General features: G+C 61.2%; 19 protein-coding genes. All 19 read left to right on the top strand.

Annotation, left to right across the window (positions count from 1 at the left end; all coding sequences use genetic code 11):
* The first annotated feature begins 29 nt into the window (after positions 1–29).
* Positions 30–665, top strand: coding sequence for a crossover junction endodeoxyribonuclease RuvC (gene ruvC / locus ABVS03_RS04500; RefSeq protein ID WP_330971835.1), 636 nt, complete (start codon positions 30–32; stop codon positions 663–665).
* A complete protein-coding gene (gene ruvA / locus ABVS03_RS04505; RefSeq protein WP_330971834.1) occupies positions 662–1,300 on the top strand; it encodes a Holliday junction branch migration protein RuvA in 639 nt (212 codons plus the stop codon). The genes ruvC and ruvA overlap by 4 nt, the downstream gene beginning before the upstream one ends.
* Before the next feature lies 1 nt (position 1,301).
* Complete coding sequence (gene ruvB / locus ABVS03_RS04510; protein WP_330971833.1) at positions 1,302–2,354, top strand: Holliday junction branch migration DNA helicase RuvB; 1,053 nt, start codon at positions 1,302–1,304, stop codon at positions 2,352–2,354.
* Positions 2,355–2,363: 9 nt separating this feature from the next.
* Positions 2,364–2,756 carry a hypothetical protein gene (locus ABVS03_RS04515; RefSeq protein ID WP_330971832.1) on the top strand — a complete coding sequence of 131 codons (393 nt, stop codon included), beginning with the start codon at positions 2,364–2,366 and terminating at the stop codon, positions 2,754–2,756.
* Between the two features lie 148 nt (positions 2,757–2,904).
* On the top strand, positions 2,905–3,696 hold the full coding sequence (locus ABVS03_RS04520; protein WP_368018210.1) for a metallophosphoesterase: 792 nt from the start codon (positions 2,905–2,907) through the stop codon (positions 3,694–3,696).
* Entirely contained in the window at positions 3,686–4,198 is a 513-nt protein-coding gene (locus ABVS03_RS04525; protein ID WP_368018239.1) for a DNA-deoxyinosine glycosylase, read from the top strand. The genes ABVS03_RS04520 and ABVS03_RS04525 overlap by 11 nt, the downstream gene beginning before the upstream one ends.
* A gap of 52 nt (positions 4,199–4,250) precedes the next feature.
* Entirely contained in the window at positions 4,251–6,104 is a 1,854-nt protein-coding gene (locus ABVS03_RS04530) for a GNAT family N-acetyltransferase (protein ID WP_368018211.1), read from the top strand.
* Positions 6,105–6,162: 58 nt separating this feature from the next.
* A complete protein-coding gene (locus tag ABVS03_RS04535) occupies positions 6,163–7,425 on the top strand; it encodes a deoxyguanosinetriphosphate triphosphohydrolase family protein (protein ID WP_368018212.1) in 1,263 nt (420 codons plus the stop codon).
* A gap of 4 nt (positions 7,426–7,429) precedes the next feature.
* Positions 7,430–8,794 carry a replication-associated recombination protein A gene (locus tag ABVS03_RS04540; protein WP_330971828.1) on the top strand — a complete coding sequence of 455 codons (1,365 nt, stop codon included), beginning with the start codon at positions 7,430–7,432 and terminating at the stop codon, positions 8,792–8,794.
* A 70-nt stretch (positions 8,795–8,864) separates the two neighbouring features.
* Positions 8,865–9,410: a DUF948 domain-containing protein gene (locus ABVS03_RS04545; protein WP_330971827.1), complete on the top strand. Its 546-nt coding sequence runs from the start codon at positions 8,865–8,867 to the stop codon at positions 9,408–9,410.
* 12 nt (positions 9,411–9,422) lie between these two features.
* The gene (locus ABVS03_RS04550) at positions 9,423–9,800 is read left to right on the top strand and encodes an ATP-binding protein (protein ID WP_330971826.1); all 378 of its coding nucleotides are present in this window, start codon (positions 9,423–9,425) and stop codon (positions 9,798–9,800) included.
* The gene (locus ABVS03_RS04555) at positions 9,787–10,611 is read left to right on the top strand and encodes an RNA polymerase sigma factor SigF (RefSeq protein ID WP_330971825.1); all 825 of its coding nucleotides are present in this window, start codon (positions 9,787–9,789) and stop codon (positions 10,609–10,611) included. Before ABVS03_RS04550 ends, ABVS03_RS04555 begins: the two co-directional genes overlap by 14 nt.
* Positions 10,612–10,665: 54 nt before the next feature.
* Entirely contained in the window at positions 10,666–11,982 is a 1,317-nt protein-coding gene (locus ABVS03_RS04560) for an AI-2E family transporter (RefSeq protein ID WP_330971824.1), read from the top strand.
* A gap of 14 nt (positions 11,983–11,996) precedes the next feature.
* Positions 11,997–14,648, top strand: a complete 2,652-nt coding sequence (alaS, locus tag ABVS03_RS04565; RefSeq protein WP_368018213.1) for an alanine--tRNA ligase — start codon at positions 11,997–11,999, stop codon at positions 14,646–14,648.
* Complete coding sequence (gene ruvX, locus ABVS03_RS04570; protein ID WP_368018214.1) at positions 14,645–15,073, top strand: Holliday junction resolvase RuvX; 429 nt, start codon at positions 14,645–14,647, stop codon at positions 15,071–15,073. The genes alaS and ruvX overlap by 4 nt, the downstream gene beginning before the upstream one ends.
* Positions 15,074–15,561: 488 nt before the next feature.
* Positions 15,562–16,548, top strand: coding sequence for a PTS sugar transporter subunit IIB (locus tag ABVS03_RS04575; protein WP_330971821.1), 987 nt, complete (start codon positions 15,562–15,564; stop codon positions 16,546–16,548).
* 15 nt (positions 16,549–16,563) lie between these two features.
* Positions 16,564–17,379, top strand: coding sequence for a PTS mannose/fructose/sorbose transporter subunit IIC (locus ABVS03_RS04580; protein WP_330971820.1), 816 nt, complete (start codon positions 16,564–16,566; stop codon positions 17,377–17,379).
* 18 nt (positions 17,380–17,397) lie between these two features.
* Positions 17,398–18,342: a PTS system mannose/fructose/sorbose family transporter subunit IID gene (locus ABVS03_RS04585; protein ID WP_330971819.1), complete on the top strand. Its 945-nt coding sequence runs from the start codon at positions 17,398–17,400 to the stop codon at positions 18,340–18,342.
* 72 nt (positions 18,343–18,414) lie between these two features.
* A complete protein-coding gene (locus ABVS03_RS04590; protein ID WP_368018215.1) occupies positions 18,415–18,834 on the top strand; it encodes a DUF956 family protein in 420 nt (139 codons plus the stop codon).
* Positions 18,835–18,949: the final 115 nt, after the last annotated feature.

The following is an 18,949-nucleotide window of genomic DNA, read 5'->3' on the forward strand; positions in this document are numbered from 1 at the left end:
TGAGTCAGAACGGTTGTTCGGGGGTTACCATGGTCATCATCGGCATCGATCCCGGCCTTGCGCATACGGGCTGGGGCATCATTGAGACAAGGGGCACGGTCTGCCGTGCCCGTGCCTATGGCTGCATCAAGACGGGGGCAGATGAGCCGCTCCACGAGAGGCTGGGCCGCATCTACCAGGATGTGAACGACGCAATCATCCAGTTCGAGCCCACCGAGCTTGCTATCGAGAAGATCTTCTTCGCAGAGAACAGCCGCTCGGCCATAGCGACAGCGCATGCAAGAGGAGCGGCACTTGTCGCTGCGGCAGAGAAGGGGCTCAAGGTCGGCGAGTACACGCCGATGCAGATCAAGCAGGCTGTCGTCGGCACCGGTGCCGCCGACAAGCATCAGGTGATATTCATGGTGAGACAGGTGCTTGCGCTCGATCATGACCCGCACCCCGACCACTGCGCCGATGCGCTTGCTGCTGCCATCTGCCACTGGAATCTGAGGCGCACGCAGGACATTTCCCGCTATGCGAACGGCAACCAGAGGACGGCAGCGCTCGTGCGCGAGGCGGAGATTGCCCAGAAGGAGCAGAGGCGCCGGGAGAAGCATGAGGAGACGGCGGCAGCAACGGCTGCCCGCCTCGAGAAGATGGCACGGGAAAGGGCTTCAAGATGATCGTGCAGCTGACAGGAACGCTCGTGGAGGTGCTGCCGACGACAGCTGTGCTCGATGTCGGCGGTGTCGGCTATGAGCTCGGCATATCGGCAAACACGGCAGCGTCGCTTCCCCAGGCAGGGGAGGCGGGCGTGACGCTTCTGACCCGCATGATTGTCTCCCAGGATGCAGTTCGGCTCTATGGATTCGCGACGAAGGAGGAGCGCGCGCTCTTCGACCGGCTGGTCCAGGTCGCAGGCGTGGGGCCTCGCCTTGCGCTCTCCGTTCTCTCGACATTCACGCCGGCAGAGCTCTATGCCGTGGTCGCAGCAGACGATGCAGCGGGCATGTCACGCGTGCCGGGTGTCGGCAAGAAGACGGCGCACCGCCTCATCCTGGAGCTCCAGGGCGTCTTTGCGAAGGATCCTGTCCTCATGGGCCTTGCCGGCAAGGCTGCCACCGAGGTTCCCGCTGGCAAGAGTGCGCCTCTGCCGCTTGTGGAGTCTCCTTCTGAAGAGGTTACGCAGGCGCTTCTCTCCATGGGATTCACCCCGAAGGAGGCAGAGCTTGCGCTCAAGGGCGCAGACGAGGCGGGAGCTGTGTCCGTCGAGGCAGCGCTCAGCTATGCGCTGAAGCGTCTGGGAGGTGGCATCTAGGATGTGGCAGGCCAAGCAGGACGATCTCTTCGAGGACATGGCGCGGCCAGGACATGCCCGCCAGGTCTCGGGAGAGCTCACGGAAGACGATATCGAGGTCGACCGCACGCTCAGGCCCCGCACGCTCGATGACTATATCGGCCAGGAGCGTGTGCGCGACAATCTCCGTGTCCTCATCGAGGCGGCGAAGCGCCGTGGCGAGCCGCTCGACCACGTGATCTTCTCGGGCCCTCCGGGCCTCGGCAAGACGACGCTCGCGAATGTCCTGGCAAACGAGATGGGTGCCAAGATGCATACGACGAGCGGCCCTGCGATCGAGCGCACAGGCGACCTTGCTGCAATACTTACGAACCTCGAGCCAGGCGATGTGCTCTTCGTCGACGAGATCCACCGCCTCAACCATCAGGTGGAGGAGGTCCTCTATCCTGCAATGGAGGACTTCTTCCTCGATATCGTGATCGGCAAGGGCCCTGCCGCCCGTTCGATCCGTCTCGATATCCCGAAGTTCACGCTTGTCGGCGCAACGACGAGGACCGGCCTTCTGACAGGGCCTCTCCGCGACCGCTTCGGCATCTCCTACCGTCTCGACTACTACACGATTCCTGAGCTCACGAAGATTGTTGTACGCTCTGCCGGCATCCTGGGTGTCGGGATCGACGAGGAGGGCGCGCAGGAGATTGCGTCGAGGAGCCGTGGCACGCCGCGCCTTGCGAACAGGCTCCTGAAGCGCGTGCGCGACTATGCTCAGGTGAAGAGCGATGGCACGATTACGGAAAAGGTTGCCCGCGAGGCGCTCTCGTTCTTCGAGATCGACGAGCTCGGCCTCGACTGGATGGACGTGAAGATCCTGACAGCGCTCTGCAGCACGTTCCGCGGACGTCCGGTCGGCCTCACGACGATCGCGAGTGCCGTCAGCGAAGATCCTTCGACGATCGAGGACGTCTACGAGCCGTATTTGCTACAGTGTGGTCTGGTGATCCGGACCCCGCAGGGAAGGAAAGCGACCCGTGCGGCCTTCGAGCACCTCGGACTCATTCCGCCTACCGACGCATAGGAGCGACTCATGCTGCAACGCGACTATATCATGATGCTCATCACCCAGTTCGTCGACGCCGTCACGGACCCGCTGCTCCACGCAGCAGCGCACCAGGACCTGAAATCGATCCACGAGGCAGAGCATGCGGTGGGTGACCTCCTGCAGCTCGATCCCGAGACGGCGCTCATGCTGACGCCTGAATCGCTCGTCACGATGATGGATCTCTCCGGCATCGGCGATACGGTTGCAGGATATGCTGCCTACGTGCTGGACAAGCTCGCCTCGCTCTATGAGAGGCGCGGAGATGACAAGACGTCCGAGTTGAGGCTTGCCCAGGCGCGTGCCGTTGCTGTGGCATTCGGCTGGGACCTCTCGAACATACCGGACGAGCTTGCCGACCTCGACAAGCAGCTTGCATAGATGTGGATATTCCCTGCCGTTCATGGGCTGCATTCAGGCGCTAGCCGCACCTGTTCAGCCATTGGCAGACTTTGTTCCTGGAATTGCTGCCACTTCTCTCGCAGAAGCCCTAGAGTGATGGCGCGGGCGCGCGGTGGAAGGAGCGGACATGGCATGCTATGCACTCTCTGACATACATGGCAGACTGAAGACGCTCGACCGCCTCCTCGAGAAGGTCTCGCCTGCCGAAAACGACGAGATCTACATCCTGGGCGACATGGTCGACAGAGGACCTGACTCTGTCGAGGTCATGAAGCTCTGCCGGAACCTGCCGAATGCGACGGTCCTTCTTGGCAACCATGAGCAGCTCATGCTCGACTTCTTCCACAATCCGCAGGATCAGGAGGCGCTTCTGAACTGGGCCATCAATGGCGGCGTCCCAACTGCCCGGGGGCTCATGAAGATGAAGGCGGACGCACGCCACGATTTGCTCGACTGGGCGGCAGGCCTGGCGCGCTGGATCGTGAAGACCGTTGCCGGAAGGACGTACGTGCTCGTGCATGCCGGCCTGCGGACAGAGAAGCTCGCTGCCGATGCAGCGGACCATATCTCCGCAGCGCTTGCGGCGCAGGATGCGGATGACCTTGTCTGGATCCGCGAAGGGTATCTCGACCGGCCGACCGGCCTTCTCGATGCAAAGGGCGAAGGCCCCGTCATCATCGGCGGACATACGCCGACAGCGCTTGCAGAAACGCTTGCCGATGTGACAGACAGAAGTGCCCTGAACGACGATGGCAGATGCCAGATGCTCTCGCTTGGCGCGACGGAGGCGACAGGCGGCGTTGCCGACCGTCTTGTTATCGACTGCGGGGCAGGGTCGGTGCCTGACCATGGCAGGCTCTGCATGCTGAGGCTCGATGACCGGAAAGAGTTCTACGAGGACGTGCTTGATGGAGACTGAGACGATCGTCCATCCTCTGGAACCGATTCTGCCGGCAGACGCCCGCGTCCTCATCCTGGGGAGCCTTCCGAGCCCCAAGTCCCGCGAAGCCGGCATGTACTATGCAAATCCGCAGAACCGCTTCTGGCCTGTCATGGCAGGGCTCTGGGAAGAGGACGAGCCGCTCACAAATGAGGAGCGCATTGCCTTCTGTGCTGTGCACCATATCGCCCTCTGGGACGTGATCCATCGCTGCCGCATACGGGGTGCCTCTGATGCAAGCATCACCGACGTCGTGCCGAACGATATAGCGAAGCTTCTTTCAGGCACCTCGATCGGGTGCGTCTTCACGACGGGCACGAGAGCACATGCGCTCTACCGGCGCTATGTGGAGAAGGCAGCAGGCATCTCTGCCCATGCCCTGCCTTCGACGAGCCCTGCAAATGCCCGGATGCGCCTCCCCGATCTGCTTTTGGCTTACCGTCCTGTCCGCGAAGCTGCAGATGGCGGAAAAGCCCGCTAAGATGGAGCAATAGTAAGATTTGCGCCATATCGCGGCACGAGGGGTCAGCTCCATGGGTCTCAAAGACATGCTCACATCAGAGGATACGCGCCGGCTCCTCATCGAGGCGCCGGCAGCGCGCTTCCTCCATGGAGCGCTCCGTACGGAAGAGGAGGCAGCGGGCCTCACCCGTCCCTGGCGCATGAGCGAGGCGGGCATGCGCGCGCTCGGCAGCTGCGTGGCATGGCATCCAGGGCTCTACAAGCAGATAGGAAAGACCTCTGCAGGCATGGTGCTGCGTCTCCGCACGAACTCGCTCGAGATTGCGCTCGAGCTTGTGTGGGATGAGGAGCCTTCCGGCACCCGGGCGGTGCTCAAGGATGTGGACGGAAAAGACCCTGCTGCCTGGAAAGCACATGACGGGGTGTCCTGCACCTGCGATGGACGGAAGCTTGCATTCCATGAGGCAGGAGAGGGCAGAGAGGTCGTCAGCTGGTATCTCGATGAGGATACGCTCCATCCTTCCTGGCACCTGCAGCGCCTTCCGGGTTTCGGGCCAGAGCATGAGGTGGAGATATGGCTGCCCTGCCTTCGCGGCGTGCGCCTGGGCAGGATCTGGGGCGACGGCACGACGCTCGAGCCCATTGAGGCACGCCCCTTGTGCCTTGTGATTGGCGACTCGATAGCCCAGGGCTTCGTCACGGAAGATCCGCGGCATGCCTGGGTGGCCCAGTGGGCAGATTCTCAGAACCTCGACCTTCTGAACCTGTCCGTCGGCGGCCAGGTCTTCGAGCCGCAGTTCTTCGAGACGCTGCCCGAGGGCCTCGACGTCGCTCAGGTCATTGTCGAGCTCGGTGCAAACTACCGCTATGAGGCGTACCCGGAAAGCAGGCTCCGCTTCGATGTGCGCACGAGCCTTTCAGCGCTCGCAGCGCGCTATCCGGATGCCGAGACGTATGTCCTGACGCCGTTCCCCTATAGGGAGGAGCGCTACCAGACGCATCCGAGAAGCTGCATGGCAAAGGTTGCCCCCGTGCTCGAAGAGGAGTGTGCCCGCCACCCATACATGAAGCTTGTGGACGGCTCGCATCTCTCCGATAGGGCTCCTCGGGCCTTCGCCGACGGATGCGACCATCCAGGAGAGAAGAGCCAATCTACGATCTGTCGGCGCTTCGCGTATCTGACGCATCCTGACACGCGTTCTGAGGAAGAGCTTGCCGCGGCAGCAGGGAAGATCCTTGCCCATGCGCCGCGCCGTGCCTTCCCCCTCATGGAGCAGGCAAAAAGGGGCAGCCTTGCCTTTCTCCATGTCTCGGAAGGTTCGATCCTTGCACGGAATGCCCAGGGGACCGAGATCCTCTTTGCGCCTGATGCAGAAGAGGGGAAGGATGCGCTTGCACTCCAGAGCCATGCAGACCGCCTCCTGCTCCTCGAGCCAGAACTTGCATCCTTTGCAGCAGAAGAGCTCGGACTCACGAAGAAGATGCCGCTCCACCTCGCGGTCTACAAGGGAAGGCGCCGCTGCAAGGTGGCCAAGCGCTACCATATCGAGACGCTCAGCAAGGATGCTGCAGATGAGGTATCAGCCTTCCTCCATGGGAAGAGCGAACGTGCCGATGCGGAGATTCTCGAAAGCCTTTCAGGCGGCACGCTTCTCGGCGGCTTCGATGGAGACGAGCTGGTCGGCGTCGTGGGGCTTCGTGCGGATGGCTCGATCGGCCCTCTCGAAGTGAAGCCGGAATGGCGCAGACGCGGCTGGGCGTCTGCCCTCGAAGGCAGGCTTGTGAACCGTCTTCTTGCGGAAGGCAGGGTGCCCTGGGCACTCATAGCGCCCGAAAGCAAGCCGTCGCTCCGTCTCCATTCAGAGCTCGGCTTCGAGGTGAGCCCTGCAGATGAGCAGTGCCTTCTTCTGAGAGGGAACGTCTGATCGCTGGCTGATCTATACTGATTCCTGACAAGAGACGAGACAGCAGAAGGAGGACCGTATGGCCAGGCTCCTGAATCCTTTGGCTCCGCACCTTGCAGGAACGCTTTCGCCCGATGTGGAAGCAGGCGTGAAGGCTCTGCTTGCATCGGGTGCGCTTGCAGACGGTGCAACTCCCGACGAGGCAGCGCTCAGGCGCGACGCGCGTGCTGCCGACGAAGAGTCCGTCATGCGCCCGGCATTCCTGCGCGATACGGAAAAGATCATCCATATGCCTGCCTACAACAGGCTGTCCGGCAAGACCCAGGTGTTCTCGTTCGCAGCAAATGACGATCTCACGAGGCGCGGGCTCCACGTGCAGCTTGTGGCCCGGGTCGCCCGTGATATCGGCCGTGCCCTGGGGCTCAATCTCGACCTGATCGAGGCCATGGCCTTGGGCCACGATCTTGGGCATACGCCCTTCGGGCATGCAGGCGAGCACTTCCTGAACGATGTTTTCCACGAGAGGAGCGGCCTCTGGTTCATGCACAACGTCCAGAGCGTGCGCGTCCTCGATGTGCTCTACGGCAGGAACATCGCGCTCCAGACGCTCGACGGCGCCCTCTGCCACAACGGCGAGTTCGTGAACCAGCATCTGAAGACAAGCGGTCTTGCGGATTTCGGAGAATTCGACAGGAGGATCGAGCGCTGCTGGGCAGAAGGGCCAGCATTCGTGAAGACGCTGCGGCCAATGACAAAGGAAGGGTGCGTCGTGCGCCTCTCTGACATCATTGCCTATGTCGGCAAGGACCGCCAGGATGCGGTGCGTGCCGGCCTTGTCGGCGAGGACGCCTTCAGGGATGGCCTTGGCGGTGGCTACAATGCCTGGGCGCTCTCGGCCTTCGTCGCCGATATCGTGAACGAGAGCTTCGGAAAGCCTGAGATTTCGATGAGCGAGGAAGGCTTCCGGGAGCTCGCGCGTGCGAAGGAGGAGAACTACGAGAAGATCTACCGCACGCACGAGGTGGCAGGCGACTTCTCGGAGGACATCCAGGAGCTCTTCTCAGCGCTCTATGACCATGAGCTCGAAAGCCTCGCTTCGGGAGACGAGAGCCGCGCGATCTTCCATCATCACATCATCCCGCTCGAGGCGCATCTGGCGCACTATGGCAGGACCTATGACTGGAAGAGCTCGCCTGACCAGACCGTGGCAGACTTCATCAGCGCGATGACCGACGACTACTTCATAGCAACCTGCGAGCGGCTCTTCCCTGAAGCGAGAAGGCTCTTCCCGAAGCGCAGCTACTTCGACTACAAGCTTCCTGTCAGGGAATGGGAGGGATAGCGGCGTGGACAATCTGTTCAGTGCCTATGAACGCGAGGCGCGCATGAAGCATGCACCGCTTGCAGTGCGCATGCGGCCTGAGACGCTCGAGGACTATGTCGGCCAGACGGAGGCGGTAGGCCCTGGCTCGTGGCTCCGCGCGGCAATCGAGCACGATATGCTGACCTCTGTCATCCTCTATGGGCCAGCAGGGACCGGAAAGACCACCCTTGCCCGCATCATCGCGCATACGACGCACGCGGAGTTCGTCGAGGTCTCGGCTGTCACGGGAACCGTGAAGGACCTGAGGCGCGAGATTTCAGATGCCGAGCACCGCTGGCTTGCGCAGGGGAAGCGCACAATCCTCTTCGTCGACGAGATCCACCGCTTCAGCAGGAGCCAGCAGGATGCGCTGCTCCATGCTGTCGAGGACCGCACGGTCGTTCTTGTCGGCGCAACGACAGAAAATCCCTACTTCGAGGTGAACTCGGCCCTGCTTTCGCGCTCGCGTGTCGTCGAGCTCTCTCTTCTGTCCGACGACGATATCAAGCAGATCGTCGAGCGTGCGGTTGCGGCGCCTCAGGGTCTCGATGGGAAGTATGTGCTCGATGAGGATGCAGAAGCGGAGATTGTGACGCTTGCTGGCGGAGATGCGCGGTCTGCCCTCACGTCGCTCGAGCTTGCAGCGCAGCTTGCAGCGCCTGTGCCTGGCAAAGAAAGCGAAGGCAAGGCAGACGAAGGCCCTTGGAAGATCACACGGGCACTCGTCGAGGAGGCCAATCCTCGCCATGGGCAGAGCTACGACAAGTCGGGAGACGAGCATTACGACATCATCTCCGCCTTCATCAAGTCGATGAGGGGATCCGACCCTGATGCCACGGTCTTTTGGCTAGCCCGCATGATCGATGCAGGGGAGGATCCGAAGTTCATCGCGCGCCGCATCCTGATCTGCGCCTCGGAAGATATCGGCAATGCAGATCCGATGGCAATATGCGTGGCGGAGGCAGCATTCCGCTCGGCTGAGGTCATCGGCTATCCGGAATGCCGGATCAACCTCTGCCAGGCCGCGCTCTACAATGCGCTCGCCCCTAAGTCCAACGCAGCAGAGGCGGCAATCGATGCTGCGCTCAAGGAAGTGCGGGAAGGCCCTGCACGTGCCGTGCCGTCCTATCTGCGCGACCGTCACCGTCCGGGGTCCGAGTCCTATGGGGCCTATCTCTATCCGCATGACTATCCTTCTGGCTGGGTCGAGCAGCAGTATCTGCCGGATGGCCTCGAGCGTGGCTGCTTCTTCCAGCCGAGCGGCAGGGGATGGGAATCATGGCGCATCGAGCAGACAGGACGCGATCGCCAGGATGCAGCTTCGCATAAGGCCGGCAAAAACGGATAGAATCCAGAAGAGCATGCCTCCAGGGGAGGCCGAGTCTTTGAGTATGTGCGCTGAGAGGAAGGGAGCCAGCATGAGTCTTACCGACGTGCTTCTGGCCGTGCTTGTGGCAGCAGGCATCTGGGCAGTGGCGGAGCTTGCCATCACCATCAGGAAGGCCCGCAAGTCCATCGACGAGGTGACGGCTTCGGCGAACCACGCAATCGACGAGATCGAGCCCATCATCGCGAAGGCCGATGGCATGGTGGACGACCTGCAGCCATCTGCAAAGCAGGTCGAGCCAATCCTCGAGAGCGCACGCGATGCGGTCGACTCCGCAAACGAGAGCCTGGCCAAGATCAATGGCATCTTGGACGATGTCTCCGAGGTGTCCGGCACGGCAGCAGATGCGACGAATGTGGTTTCGGCGGGCGTTGCAAAGGTCGCAGCAGGAGCTGCAACTGCTGGTGCCCGCATTGCATCCGCTCTGGGCGCAAAGCCGAGAGGCGAGCATGCTCTCGAAGAGGGCGCTCCTGCAGCAGAGCCTGAAGATGCGAAGGAGGCTTCCTCCGACAAGGGCTATGTCACGTATCCTTCTGTGCAGGAGAGCCAGGATGCTGACAAGGAAACAGGAAGGTAGGTACCTACTCCCATGCAGAAAAGGCATGTAACCCTGAATATCCCGCCTGAGGCGGGCTTTGCAAGGTCGGTACGCATGCTCGCCGCCAACCTCGGCGTCGTCTGCTCGTTCTCCGTGGACGATGTGGAAGATCTGCGCATGGCTGCCGAGGAAGGCTTCGTGTATGCCTGCGCGACGAAGCCGGAGAGCTGTGCTGTCACGTTCGACCTTTCCGATGGCACGGTCGAGATCACCTACAGCCTGGGCGATGCAGATGCATCGGAAGATGAGACCATTGCCTATGCAGACCTCCTGCTCGCTGCGCTCTGCGACGATTACGAGATCGACGCCGACAAGCACGAGCTCTATCTCATGAAGCACGTTGGGACGGTAGAGAATGCCGACAGATAATCCAGCCCCCAAGGTACGCCGCCGCGTATCTTCGAGGACACCACGCGGAAAGCTTGCCTGGGACAAGGACCGGACCCGGGAGCTCTTCCGCCGCTACAAGGAAGAAGGGGACACCGAGGCGCGCGAGCAGCTGATTGTGAGCCATCTGAACCTTGTCCGCTTCCTCGCTTCGAAGTTCAAGAACAGGGGAGAACCGCTCGACGACCTCATCCAGGTCGGCACGATCGGCCTCATCAAGGCTATCGATCGCTTCGATCCCAATCGAGGCCTCGAATTCACGACGTATGCGACGCCGACGATCATGGGCGAGATCAAGCGCCACTTCCGCGACAAGGGCTGGTCGGTCCGCGTGCCGAGGCGCCTGCAGGAGCTTTCTGCCAAGGTGAACCAGGCCACCGACGAGCTCACGAAGGAGCTTCAGCGCTCGCCTTCCGTCGAAGAGATTGCTGAGCGCCTGGGCACCTCCGTCGACGAGGTCCTCGAAGCCATGGAGTCCTCGAGCGCCTACAGCGCCGTGCCTCTCGAGGCCGGCGGCTCGAACGGCGATGAGGATGCGCCATCGGTGCTCGACCACTATGCCTCCGAAGACGAGAACCTCGCGTTCTCTGATGACCGCATGGTGATCGAGGATGCGATTCGTGGCTTCTCTCCGCGCGAGCAGGAAGTCATCCGCATGCGCTTCATCGATGGCCTCACACAGGTCGAGATTGCAGACAAGCTCGGCATCTCCCAGGTACAGGTCTCGAGGCTCCTTCGCCGCACACTCAAGAAAATCCAGGAGAAGATCGATCCGGACGGCGTCATGCGCTAGAGCGCCCCTAACCTGCTATCATCAATGAGCTGGCGAATCGACCAGGGGAGGGCCGTGGCTCCGAAGGACAACTCATATGCGACCGCACGCAAGGTCGCTGTCGTAAGCGCTGCCATCATCGGGTGCTGCGTGGCGCTTGTTCTTGTCGTGCGGCTGCTTGGCCTCATCGGCCCTGCCCTCGAGCTTCTGCTTGTGGGCGTCGTCCTCGGCTTCATCTGCAGCCCCATCACGAACTGGCTCGAAGACCACGGGATAGGACGTGCCCTTGCTGCCTTCATCGCCCTCGTTGTCGTGATAGCGGCACTCGTGGGCCTGGCCGTCATCGTGGTGCCGCCCTTCATCCAGCAGCTCATGCACCTGCTGCAGACGATTCCGACCTATATCCAGGAGCTCCAGGCCCAGATCACCGATTTCATGAGCCGCTATACGACGACCGACAACGCCGGTGCCCAGTACATGCTCTCGCAGGGCGTCTCTGCGCTCTCGTCGCTTGGCTCCACGGTCTCGCAGGATCTCATGAACAAGATCTCGAACGGCGTCATCACGAACGCCGTGACGACCGTGAACAATATCGTGACATTCTTCCTGGGGCTCGTGCTTGCCTACTGGTTCGCGAAGGACTATCCGGTCATGGTGAGGGAGCTCGCAACGATTGCCGGCGAGCGCCACGAGCATTCCGTCACGCTCATGCTTGCGGTCATGTCGCGCTCCATGGGCGGCTATATGCGCTCCATGGTCATTACCTCGCTGGCAAATGGCGTCCTCGCGACCGCCGGCCTCGCTCTTTTCGGCTACCCCTATGCGGGCCTTGTCGGCGTCATCACGGGCGTCGCGCATTTCATCCCGGTCGTGGGGCCCTTCGTCTCGGCGGCATTTGCCGTCGTGCTCGGACTCTTCCAGAGCCCGCTGCTTGCCCTTGAGACCTTGATTGTCATGGTCATCGCCCAGAACGTGACGGACAACCTCCTGTCGCCTCTGGTCATGCAGTCTGCCGTGCAGGTGCATCCGGTGCTCTCGCTCATCTGCATCATCATGGGTTCGGCCTTAGGCGGCGTCCTCGGCATGATTCTGGCCGTGCCGCTCACGGCTGCCATCAAGGGTGTCTTTGTGTACTACTTCGAGTCGCGCACCGGACGCCAGCTTGTCACCTATGATGGGGCTATCTTCAAGGGCAGGCCGTACGTGGACGATGCAGGAAATATCGTTCCATCCTTCGACGCCCTGGACGATGACAGGTTCTTCGAGAGCTCCAGGCTTGTCCAGGAGCTTCCGCACGAAGGGAAGAACACGTCAAACGCTGCAGGCTCCAATGCGGGCGGCAGCGCATCTGCACACAACCCCGGAGATTCCGCCGGGAACGACAACAGGTAAAGGTTTGGAGACACATGAGTACTGCTGAGTACAAGACGATGACAACAGCGGAGATCCGCGAGGATTTCCTGCGCTTCTTCGAGAGCAAGGGCTGCAGGCTCTATCCCTCCTCCTCGCTCATCCCGGACGATCCCTCGCTGCTCCTTGCAAACGCCGGCATGAACCAGTTCAAGGAGTACTACCAGGGCACGAAGACCATGAAGGAGATTGGTGCCTGCTCCTGCCAGAAGTGCCTGCGCACGAACGATATCGACAACATCGGCGACGCACGCCACCTGTCGTTCTTCGAGATGCTCGGCAACTTCAGCTTCGGCGGCTACACGAAGGCAGATGCCATCGAGTGGGCCTATGAGTTCATCACGGGCGAAGACCACCTCGGCCTTCCTGCCGACCGTCTCTACATGACGGTCTTCAAGGACGACGACGAGGCCATCGAGCTCTGGCATGCCCAGGGTGTGCCCTATGACCACATCTCCCGTCTCGGTGCCGAGGACAACTTCTGGGCGGCAGGACCGACCGGCCCCTGCGGCCCCTGCTCCGAAATCTACTTCGACCAGGGCCCTGCCTTCGAGGGCGAGCGCCCGGGCGACGACGGCGACCGCTATCTCGAGTTCTGGAACCTTGTCTTCACGCAGTATGACCGCCAGGAGGACGGCTCGATGCCGGACCTTCCGCACCGCAACATCGATACCGGCATGGGCCTCGAGCGCATCGCTGCCATCATGCAGCACAAGGGCTCGAACTATGAGGGCGATGTCATGCGCTCCCTCATCGCGCTCGGCGAGAAGCTTGCCGGCGTCGAGTACAAAGGCAGCTCACACCTTGCCTCCGACAAGAGCCTGCGCATCCTGGCAGACCACTCCCGTGCTGTCACGTTCATGATCGGCGACGGCATCCTGCCTTCGAACGAGGGCCGTGGCTATGTCCTGAGGAGGCTCCTGCGCCGTGCTGTCTATCACGGACGCCTGCTCGGCATCGAGGGCCCGTTCCTCACGACGTATGCGCATGAAGTGACGAAGATCCTGGGCGATGTCTATCCTGAGCTCGTCGAGAACCAGGCCCTCATCGACGGCATCATCGCTGCCGAGGAGGAGCGCTTCCGTGGCACGCTCGATGCAGGCGAGACGATGCTTGCCTCCGAGATGGAAAAGCTCGGCGAGGGCGAGCAGCTTTCCGGAGACGTGGCCTTCAGGCTCCACGACACGTATGGCTTCCCGATCGACCTCACCCGCGAGATCTCCGAGACCGCAGGCCATGCTGTCGATATGGACGCCTTCCAGGCTGCCATGGATGCCCAGAAGGAGCGCGCACGCAAGAGCGCGAACCGCGATGCCTGGGGCCAGGCCAACAACGTCTGGACGGCGCTTTCCGACCGTCTCCCGAAGACGGAGTTCACGGGCTATGATTCCGATGAGCTCGAGGGCGCCAAGGTCCTTGCTATCGTCGCAGACGGCGAAGAGGTCAAGAGCGCCGAGGCAGGAGACGAGGTCGAGGTCGTGCTCGACAGGACGCCGTTCTACGCCGAGATGGGCGGCCAGGTCGGCGATACCGGCACGCTTTCCGGCGTCTCTGCACGTCTTGCAGTCACGGACACGAAGGGCAAGAGCGGCATGAGCGCCCATGTGGCAACCGTCGAGGAAGGCGAGCTCCATGTCGGGGATACGCTCGACTGCGCGGTCGATCATGGCAGGCGTGAGCTCATCCGCCGCAACCATACGGCGACGCACCTGCTCGATGCAGCCTTGAAGCAGGTCCTCGGCGACCATGTGAACCAGGCAGGCTCGCTCGTCGAGCCTGACCGCCTGCGCTTCGACTTCACGCACTTCGAGGCACTCACGGAAGACGAGCTCGAGCGCGTCGAGGGTCTCGTGAATGCCGAGATTTTCGCTGCCGAGCCGATTGTCACGAAGGTCATGGGCCTCGAGGAGGCCAAGGCATCCGGTGCCGTGGCCCTCTTCGGCGAGAAGTACGGCGACACCGTCAGGGTCGTCTCGACAGGCGAGAGCGACCATCCGTTCTCCCGCGAGCTCTGCGGCGGCACGCACGCGAGGAACACGGCAGAGCTTGGCTTCTTCAAGATCGTGTCCGAGAGCTCCGTCGGCTCCAACGCACGCCGTATCGAGGCTGTGACGTCTGCAGGCGCTGTGGAGTACGTCGACGAGAGGCTCTCCATCCTGAATGACGTGGCATCCGAGCTCAAGTGCCAGCCGAAGGACGTGCTCTCCCGCATCGAGGCGCTCCAGCAGGAGCTGCGCGCAGCCGAGCGCAAGGCAGAGGACCTCATGTACGGCAGCTCCTCCGACCAGGTTGCACAGGCTGTGAAGGCAGCAGAGCAGCTTGATGGCTACAAGTGCGTCTTCGCGAAGCTCGCAGGCCTCTCCGGCAAGGAGCTCCGCAATGTCTGGGATGCCGTGAGAGACGACATGGGCGGCGAGCCCTGCGCTGCCGTCATCGCCTCTTCGACGGCAGACGGCAAGGTGGCCCTGCTTGCCGCGGCAACCGAGACCGCTGTTGCCAAGGGCTTCAATGCCGGCAAGGTTATCAAGGAGATCTCCGGACTCGTCGGCGGCCGTGGCGGCGGCAGGCCACAGATGGCCCAGGCAGGCGGCTCCGATGCTTCCGGTATCGATGCTGCGCTCGAGGCAGCAAAGGGTCTCGTCAGGTGAGGGCGCTTGCGCTCGATATCGGGGATGCGCGCATAGGGATTGCCGCAAGCGATGCTTCTGGCATGCTTGCGGTCCCTGTCTGCGTCCTTCCGGCTCAGGAGGTTCTTTCGCTCTCCCGGAACTTCCGCCGTGTCATCGAGGACCACGAGCCGGAGATCCTGGTCTGCGGCCGTCCGAAGACGATGGCAGGGGAGGATGGGCCCCAGGCAGAGAAGATCATGTCTGAGGGCAAGGCCATTGCTGAGAGGATTGGCCTTCCTGTCGAGTTCGAGGACGAGCGCCTCTCCTCGAACGAGGCAAAGCGGATTCTCCGTGCACAGGGACTCACGGAGAAGCAGATGCGCGGCAAGATCGACTCTGTCGCAGCCTCGCTCTTCCTCCAGACCTGGCTCGACGCGAAGCGCGCGCAGGATCGAGACGCCTGATTGCCTCCAGGCACAAGAGCTTCGAAGCCCTTTTCCGTACATGCGGAGAAGGGCTTTTTCATGCCGGAATTTCAGCAACTGGTATCAGACGAGTCCGACCGCAAAGCTTGAGCTGTCAAGGAAAATCGGAGATTCCAACAGAATGGATGCTGGTGGCCAATAGTGATGCCATAGTGAAGCATTAAGAGATTTGCAAATTACTAGAAATTACAAAAATACAAGAACTATTACGCAGACGGTATGCCAAATTCTGACTGTTTTGATATGAATTCGAAAAATAGTTACGAATTAAGACCAGATAAAAACGTTACCGGAACCGCTATATACGAAAAATCTTTAATTCGGTGAGCAGTTCCTGGTGCACAAGAATTGTTGTCGAAATATAATGACACAGTGTGGAAAACATGGTGGACACATAAGCACATATGTTCACGAACGAGAGTCCACATGTTCTGTAGGCAGCGTGAGAGAAGTAAGGAGGAAGTTGGATGGTAGGAATCGTCCTGGCAAGCCATGGCAAGTTCGCCGAAGGCATCAAGGAATCCGGAAGCATGATCTTTGGTCCTCAGGAGGACGTCGCCGCTGTTGTCCTGACCCCCGACATGGGTCCTGACGACATGCACAAGAAGCTGCTTGACGCCATCGCCACTTTCAGCGATCAGGAGCATGTCCTGTTCTTGGTCGACCTCTGGGGTGGCACACCGTTCAACCAGGTTTCACGCATCATCGACGAGGAGAAGCACGAGGACTGGGTCGCAATCACCGGCCTCAACCTTCCGATGCTCGTCAGCGCGTACGGCTCCCGTATGGGTGCCGACACTGCTGTCGACGTCATGAAGGAGATCTTCTCCGAGTCCAAGGATGGCATCAAGGTGAAGCCTGAGGAGCTCGAGCCGAAGTCTCAGACCGCGGCACCCGCTCCTGCTGCAGCTGCGGCCCCGCAGGGCGCCATTCCCGAGGGAACGGTGCTTGGCACGGGTCACATCAACTACGCGTACGTCCGCATCGACACCCGTCTGCTCCACGGCCAGGTCGCAACGGCTTGGACGAAGCAGGTCAACCCGGATCGCATCCTGGTTGTCTCCGACGGTGTCGCCCACGACGAGCTGCGCAAGACCATGATCGTGCAGGCTGCGCCTCCAGGAGTCCATGTCCATGTCATCCCGATCAGCAAGCTGATTCAGGTCGATAAGGATCCGCGCTTCGGTGCGACGAAGGCCATGGTGCTCTTCGAGACTCCGCAGGATCTGCTCGAGGCCGAGAAGGGTGGCGTCAAGTTCCCGAAGGTGTGCATCGGCTCTATGGCACATTCCGCCGGCAAGACTGTCATCAACCAGGCAATCGCCTGCGATGAGGACGATGTCAAGACGCTCAAGGAATGCCGTGACAATGGCACGGAGTTCTACGTGCAGAAGGTCCCGTCGGACCGCGTCGAAGACATCTGGAAGCTTCTTGCCGAAAAGAACATGGCCTAGAGAAGGAGGGAATGTATGTCACCTATTACGGTACTTCTGGTCATTATCGTGGCCTTCTTGGCAGGCATGGAAGGCATCCTCGATGAGTGGGAATTCCATCAGCCGCTCGTTGCCTGCACGCTCATCGGCCTTGTCACGGGCCATCTCGATGCAGGCATCATCCTCGGCGGCCAGCTGCAGATGATTGCCCTCGGCTGGGCAAACATCGGCGCTGCTGTCGCTCCTGATGCAGCTCTCGCTTCCGTCGCTTCCGCCATCATCATGGTGCTGGCGCTCAATGGCGGCGGCAACCAGCAGGACGCCATCACGACGTCCATGGCAGTGGCAATCCCGCTGTCCGTCGCAGGCCTCTTCCTCACGATGATCTGCCGTACGATCGCTACGGCCATCGTCCACGCAATGGATGCCTGCGCCGATAAGGACGATATGGCTGGCATCGACCGCTGGCAGTTCATCGCCATCGCTATGCAGGGCCTTCGTATCGCCATCCCGGCAGCCTGCCTCTGCTTCATTCCGTCCGAGGCCGTCACGGCAGCTCTTAATGCTATGCCCGCATGGCTCACCGGCGGCATGGCAGTCGGCGGCGGCATGGTCGCTGCAGTCGGCTACTGCATGGTCATCAACATGATGGCTTCCAAGGAGGTCTGGCCGTTCTTCGCGCTCGGCTTCGTCCTCGCAGCCATCAAGGAGCTCACGCTCATCGCCCTCGGCGTCATCGGCCTCTCCCTTGCCATCATCTACCTTGGCCTCAAGGACATGGCAAAGAGCGGCTCTGGTGCAGCTGCCGGCTCCGGCGACCCGCTGGGCGACATTCTGGACGACTACGAATAGCAGAAGGAGTGTGAAACCATGGCAGAAGCAACTATTGAGAAGAACGCAGACGGCAAGATCGTCCTCTCGAAGGCAGTCCGCAAGCAGGTCATGTGGCGCCACCAGTACCTTCAGGGCTCCTGGAACTACGAACGCATGCAGAATGGCGGCTGGTGCTTCTCGATGATCCCGGCCATCAAGGCCCTCTACAAGGATCCTGAAGACCAGAAGGCGGCACTCAAGCGCCACCTCGAGTTCTACAACACGCATCCGTACGTCTCCGCTCCGGTCATCGGCGTCGTCCTCGCAATGGAGGAGGAGCGCGCCAACGGCGCCCCGATCGACGACGTTGCAATCCAGGGCGTCAAGGTCGGCATGATGGGTCCGCTCGCCGGTGTCGGCGACCCGGTCTTCTGGTACACGGTACGCCCGATTCTCGGCGCTCTCGGTGCCTCGCTGGCCCTGTCCGGCAGCATCGTCGGTCCGCTCCTGTTCTTCATTGCCTGGAACATCATCCGTATCGCCTTCCTGTGGTACACGCAGGAGGCCGGCTACAATCTGGGCACCTCCATCACGAAGGACCTCTCCGGCGGCCTGCTCGGCAGGCTGACCGAAGGCGCTTCCATCCTCGGCATGTTCATCATCGGTGCCCTGGTCGAGCGCTGGGTCTCCATCAACTTCACTCCGGTCGTCGCCCGGATCCCGCAGCAGGCTGGTGCCTACATCGACTGGGAGAGCCTTCCGGCTGGCGCTGATGGCATCAAGCAGGCGCTCACGATGTACAGCTCCATCGGTGCCACGGCTCTCGATCCTGTCAAGACCGTCACCCTGCAGTCCAACCTCGACCAGCTCATCCCTGGCCTTGCTGCAGTGGGCCTGACGCTGTTCTGCTGCTGGCTCCTCAAGAAGAAGGTCTCGCCGATCGTCATCATCCTGTGCCTCTTCGCACTTGGTATCGTCGGCCGTCTCCTCGGCTTCCTGTAGGATTGCCAAGGCGCTATCATGGGCCGTGCTTCCGCAAGGGAGCACGGCCTTTTCGATTAAGGAGTCACATCAATGGCAATGGTCCAGTCGCAGAACAGCTCGGTGGAATACACCTGCAAGGTGAGCTCTCTCCAGGGCCTCACCTCAACCGGTGACCTTATGGTCGGCAACAATGCCCTCGAGTACTACAACGAGCGCAATACCCAGGACTACATCCAGATTCCCTGGGATGAGATCGACTACATCTCGGCTTCGGTCTACGGCAAGCGCCACATTGCCCGCTGGGCCGTCTTCACGAAGGAGAATGGTCACTTCACGTTCTCTGCAAAGAACAACAGGGAAGCGCTCAGGGCAATCCGCGAGCATGTCGACCCGAGCAGGATGCTGCGCTCTCCCGACTTCTTCGATGTCCTGCGTGCCGGCGTCAAGGCTGCTGGCAGAAATATCGCAGGCGTCTTCCATCCCAAGAAGGACACGGCTGACGAAGAGTAAGCTTCTGCCTCGATTTATGCAGACTGCGGGTGTTTTCGCAGCTTGGAGGCATCAAGTCTGCGCATTTCCTCTGTAGATGGGTATCTGCTGCGAACACAGTCACACTTTCGGCGTA

Origin of the sequence: Olsenella sp. AGMB03486 (assembly GCF_040884255.1) — a bacterium.
GTDB lineage: Bacteria > Actinomycetota > Coriobacteriia > Coriobacteriales > Atopobiaceae > Olsenella_L > Olsenella_L kribbiana.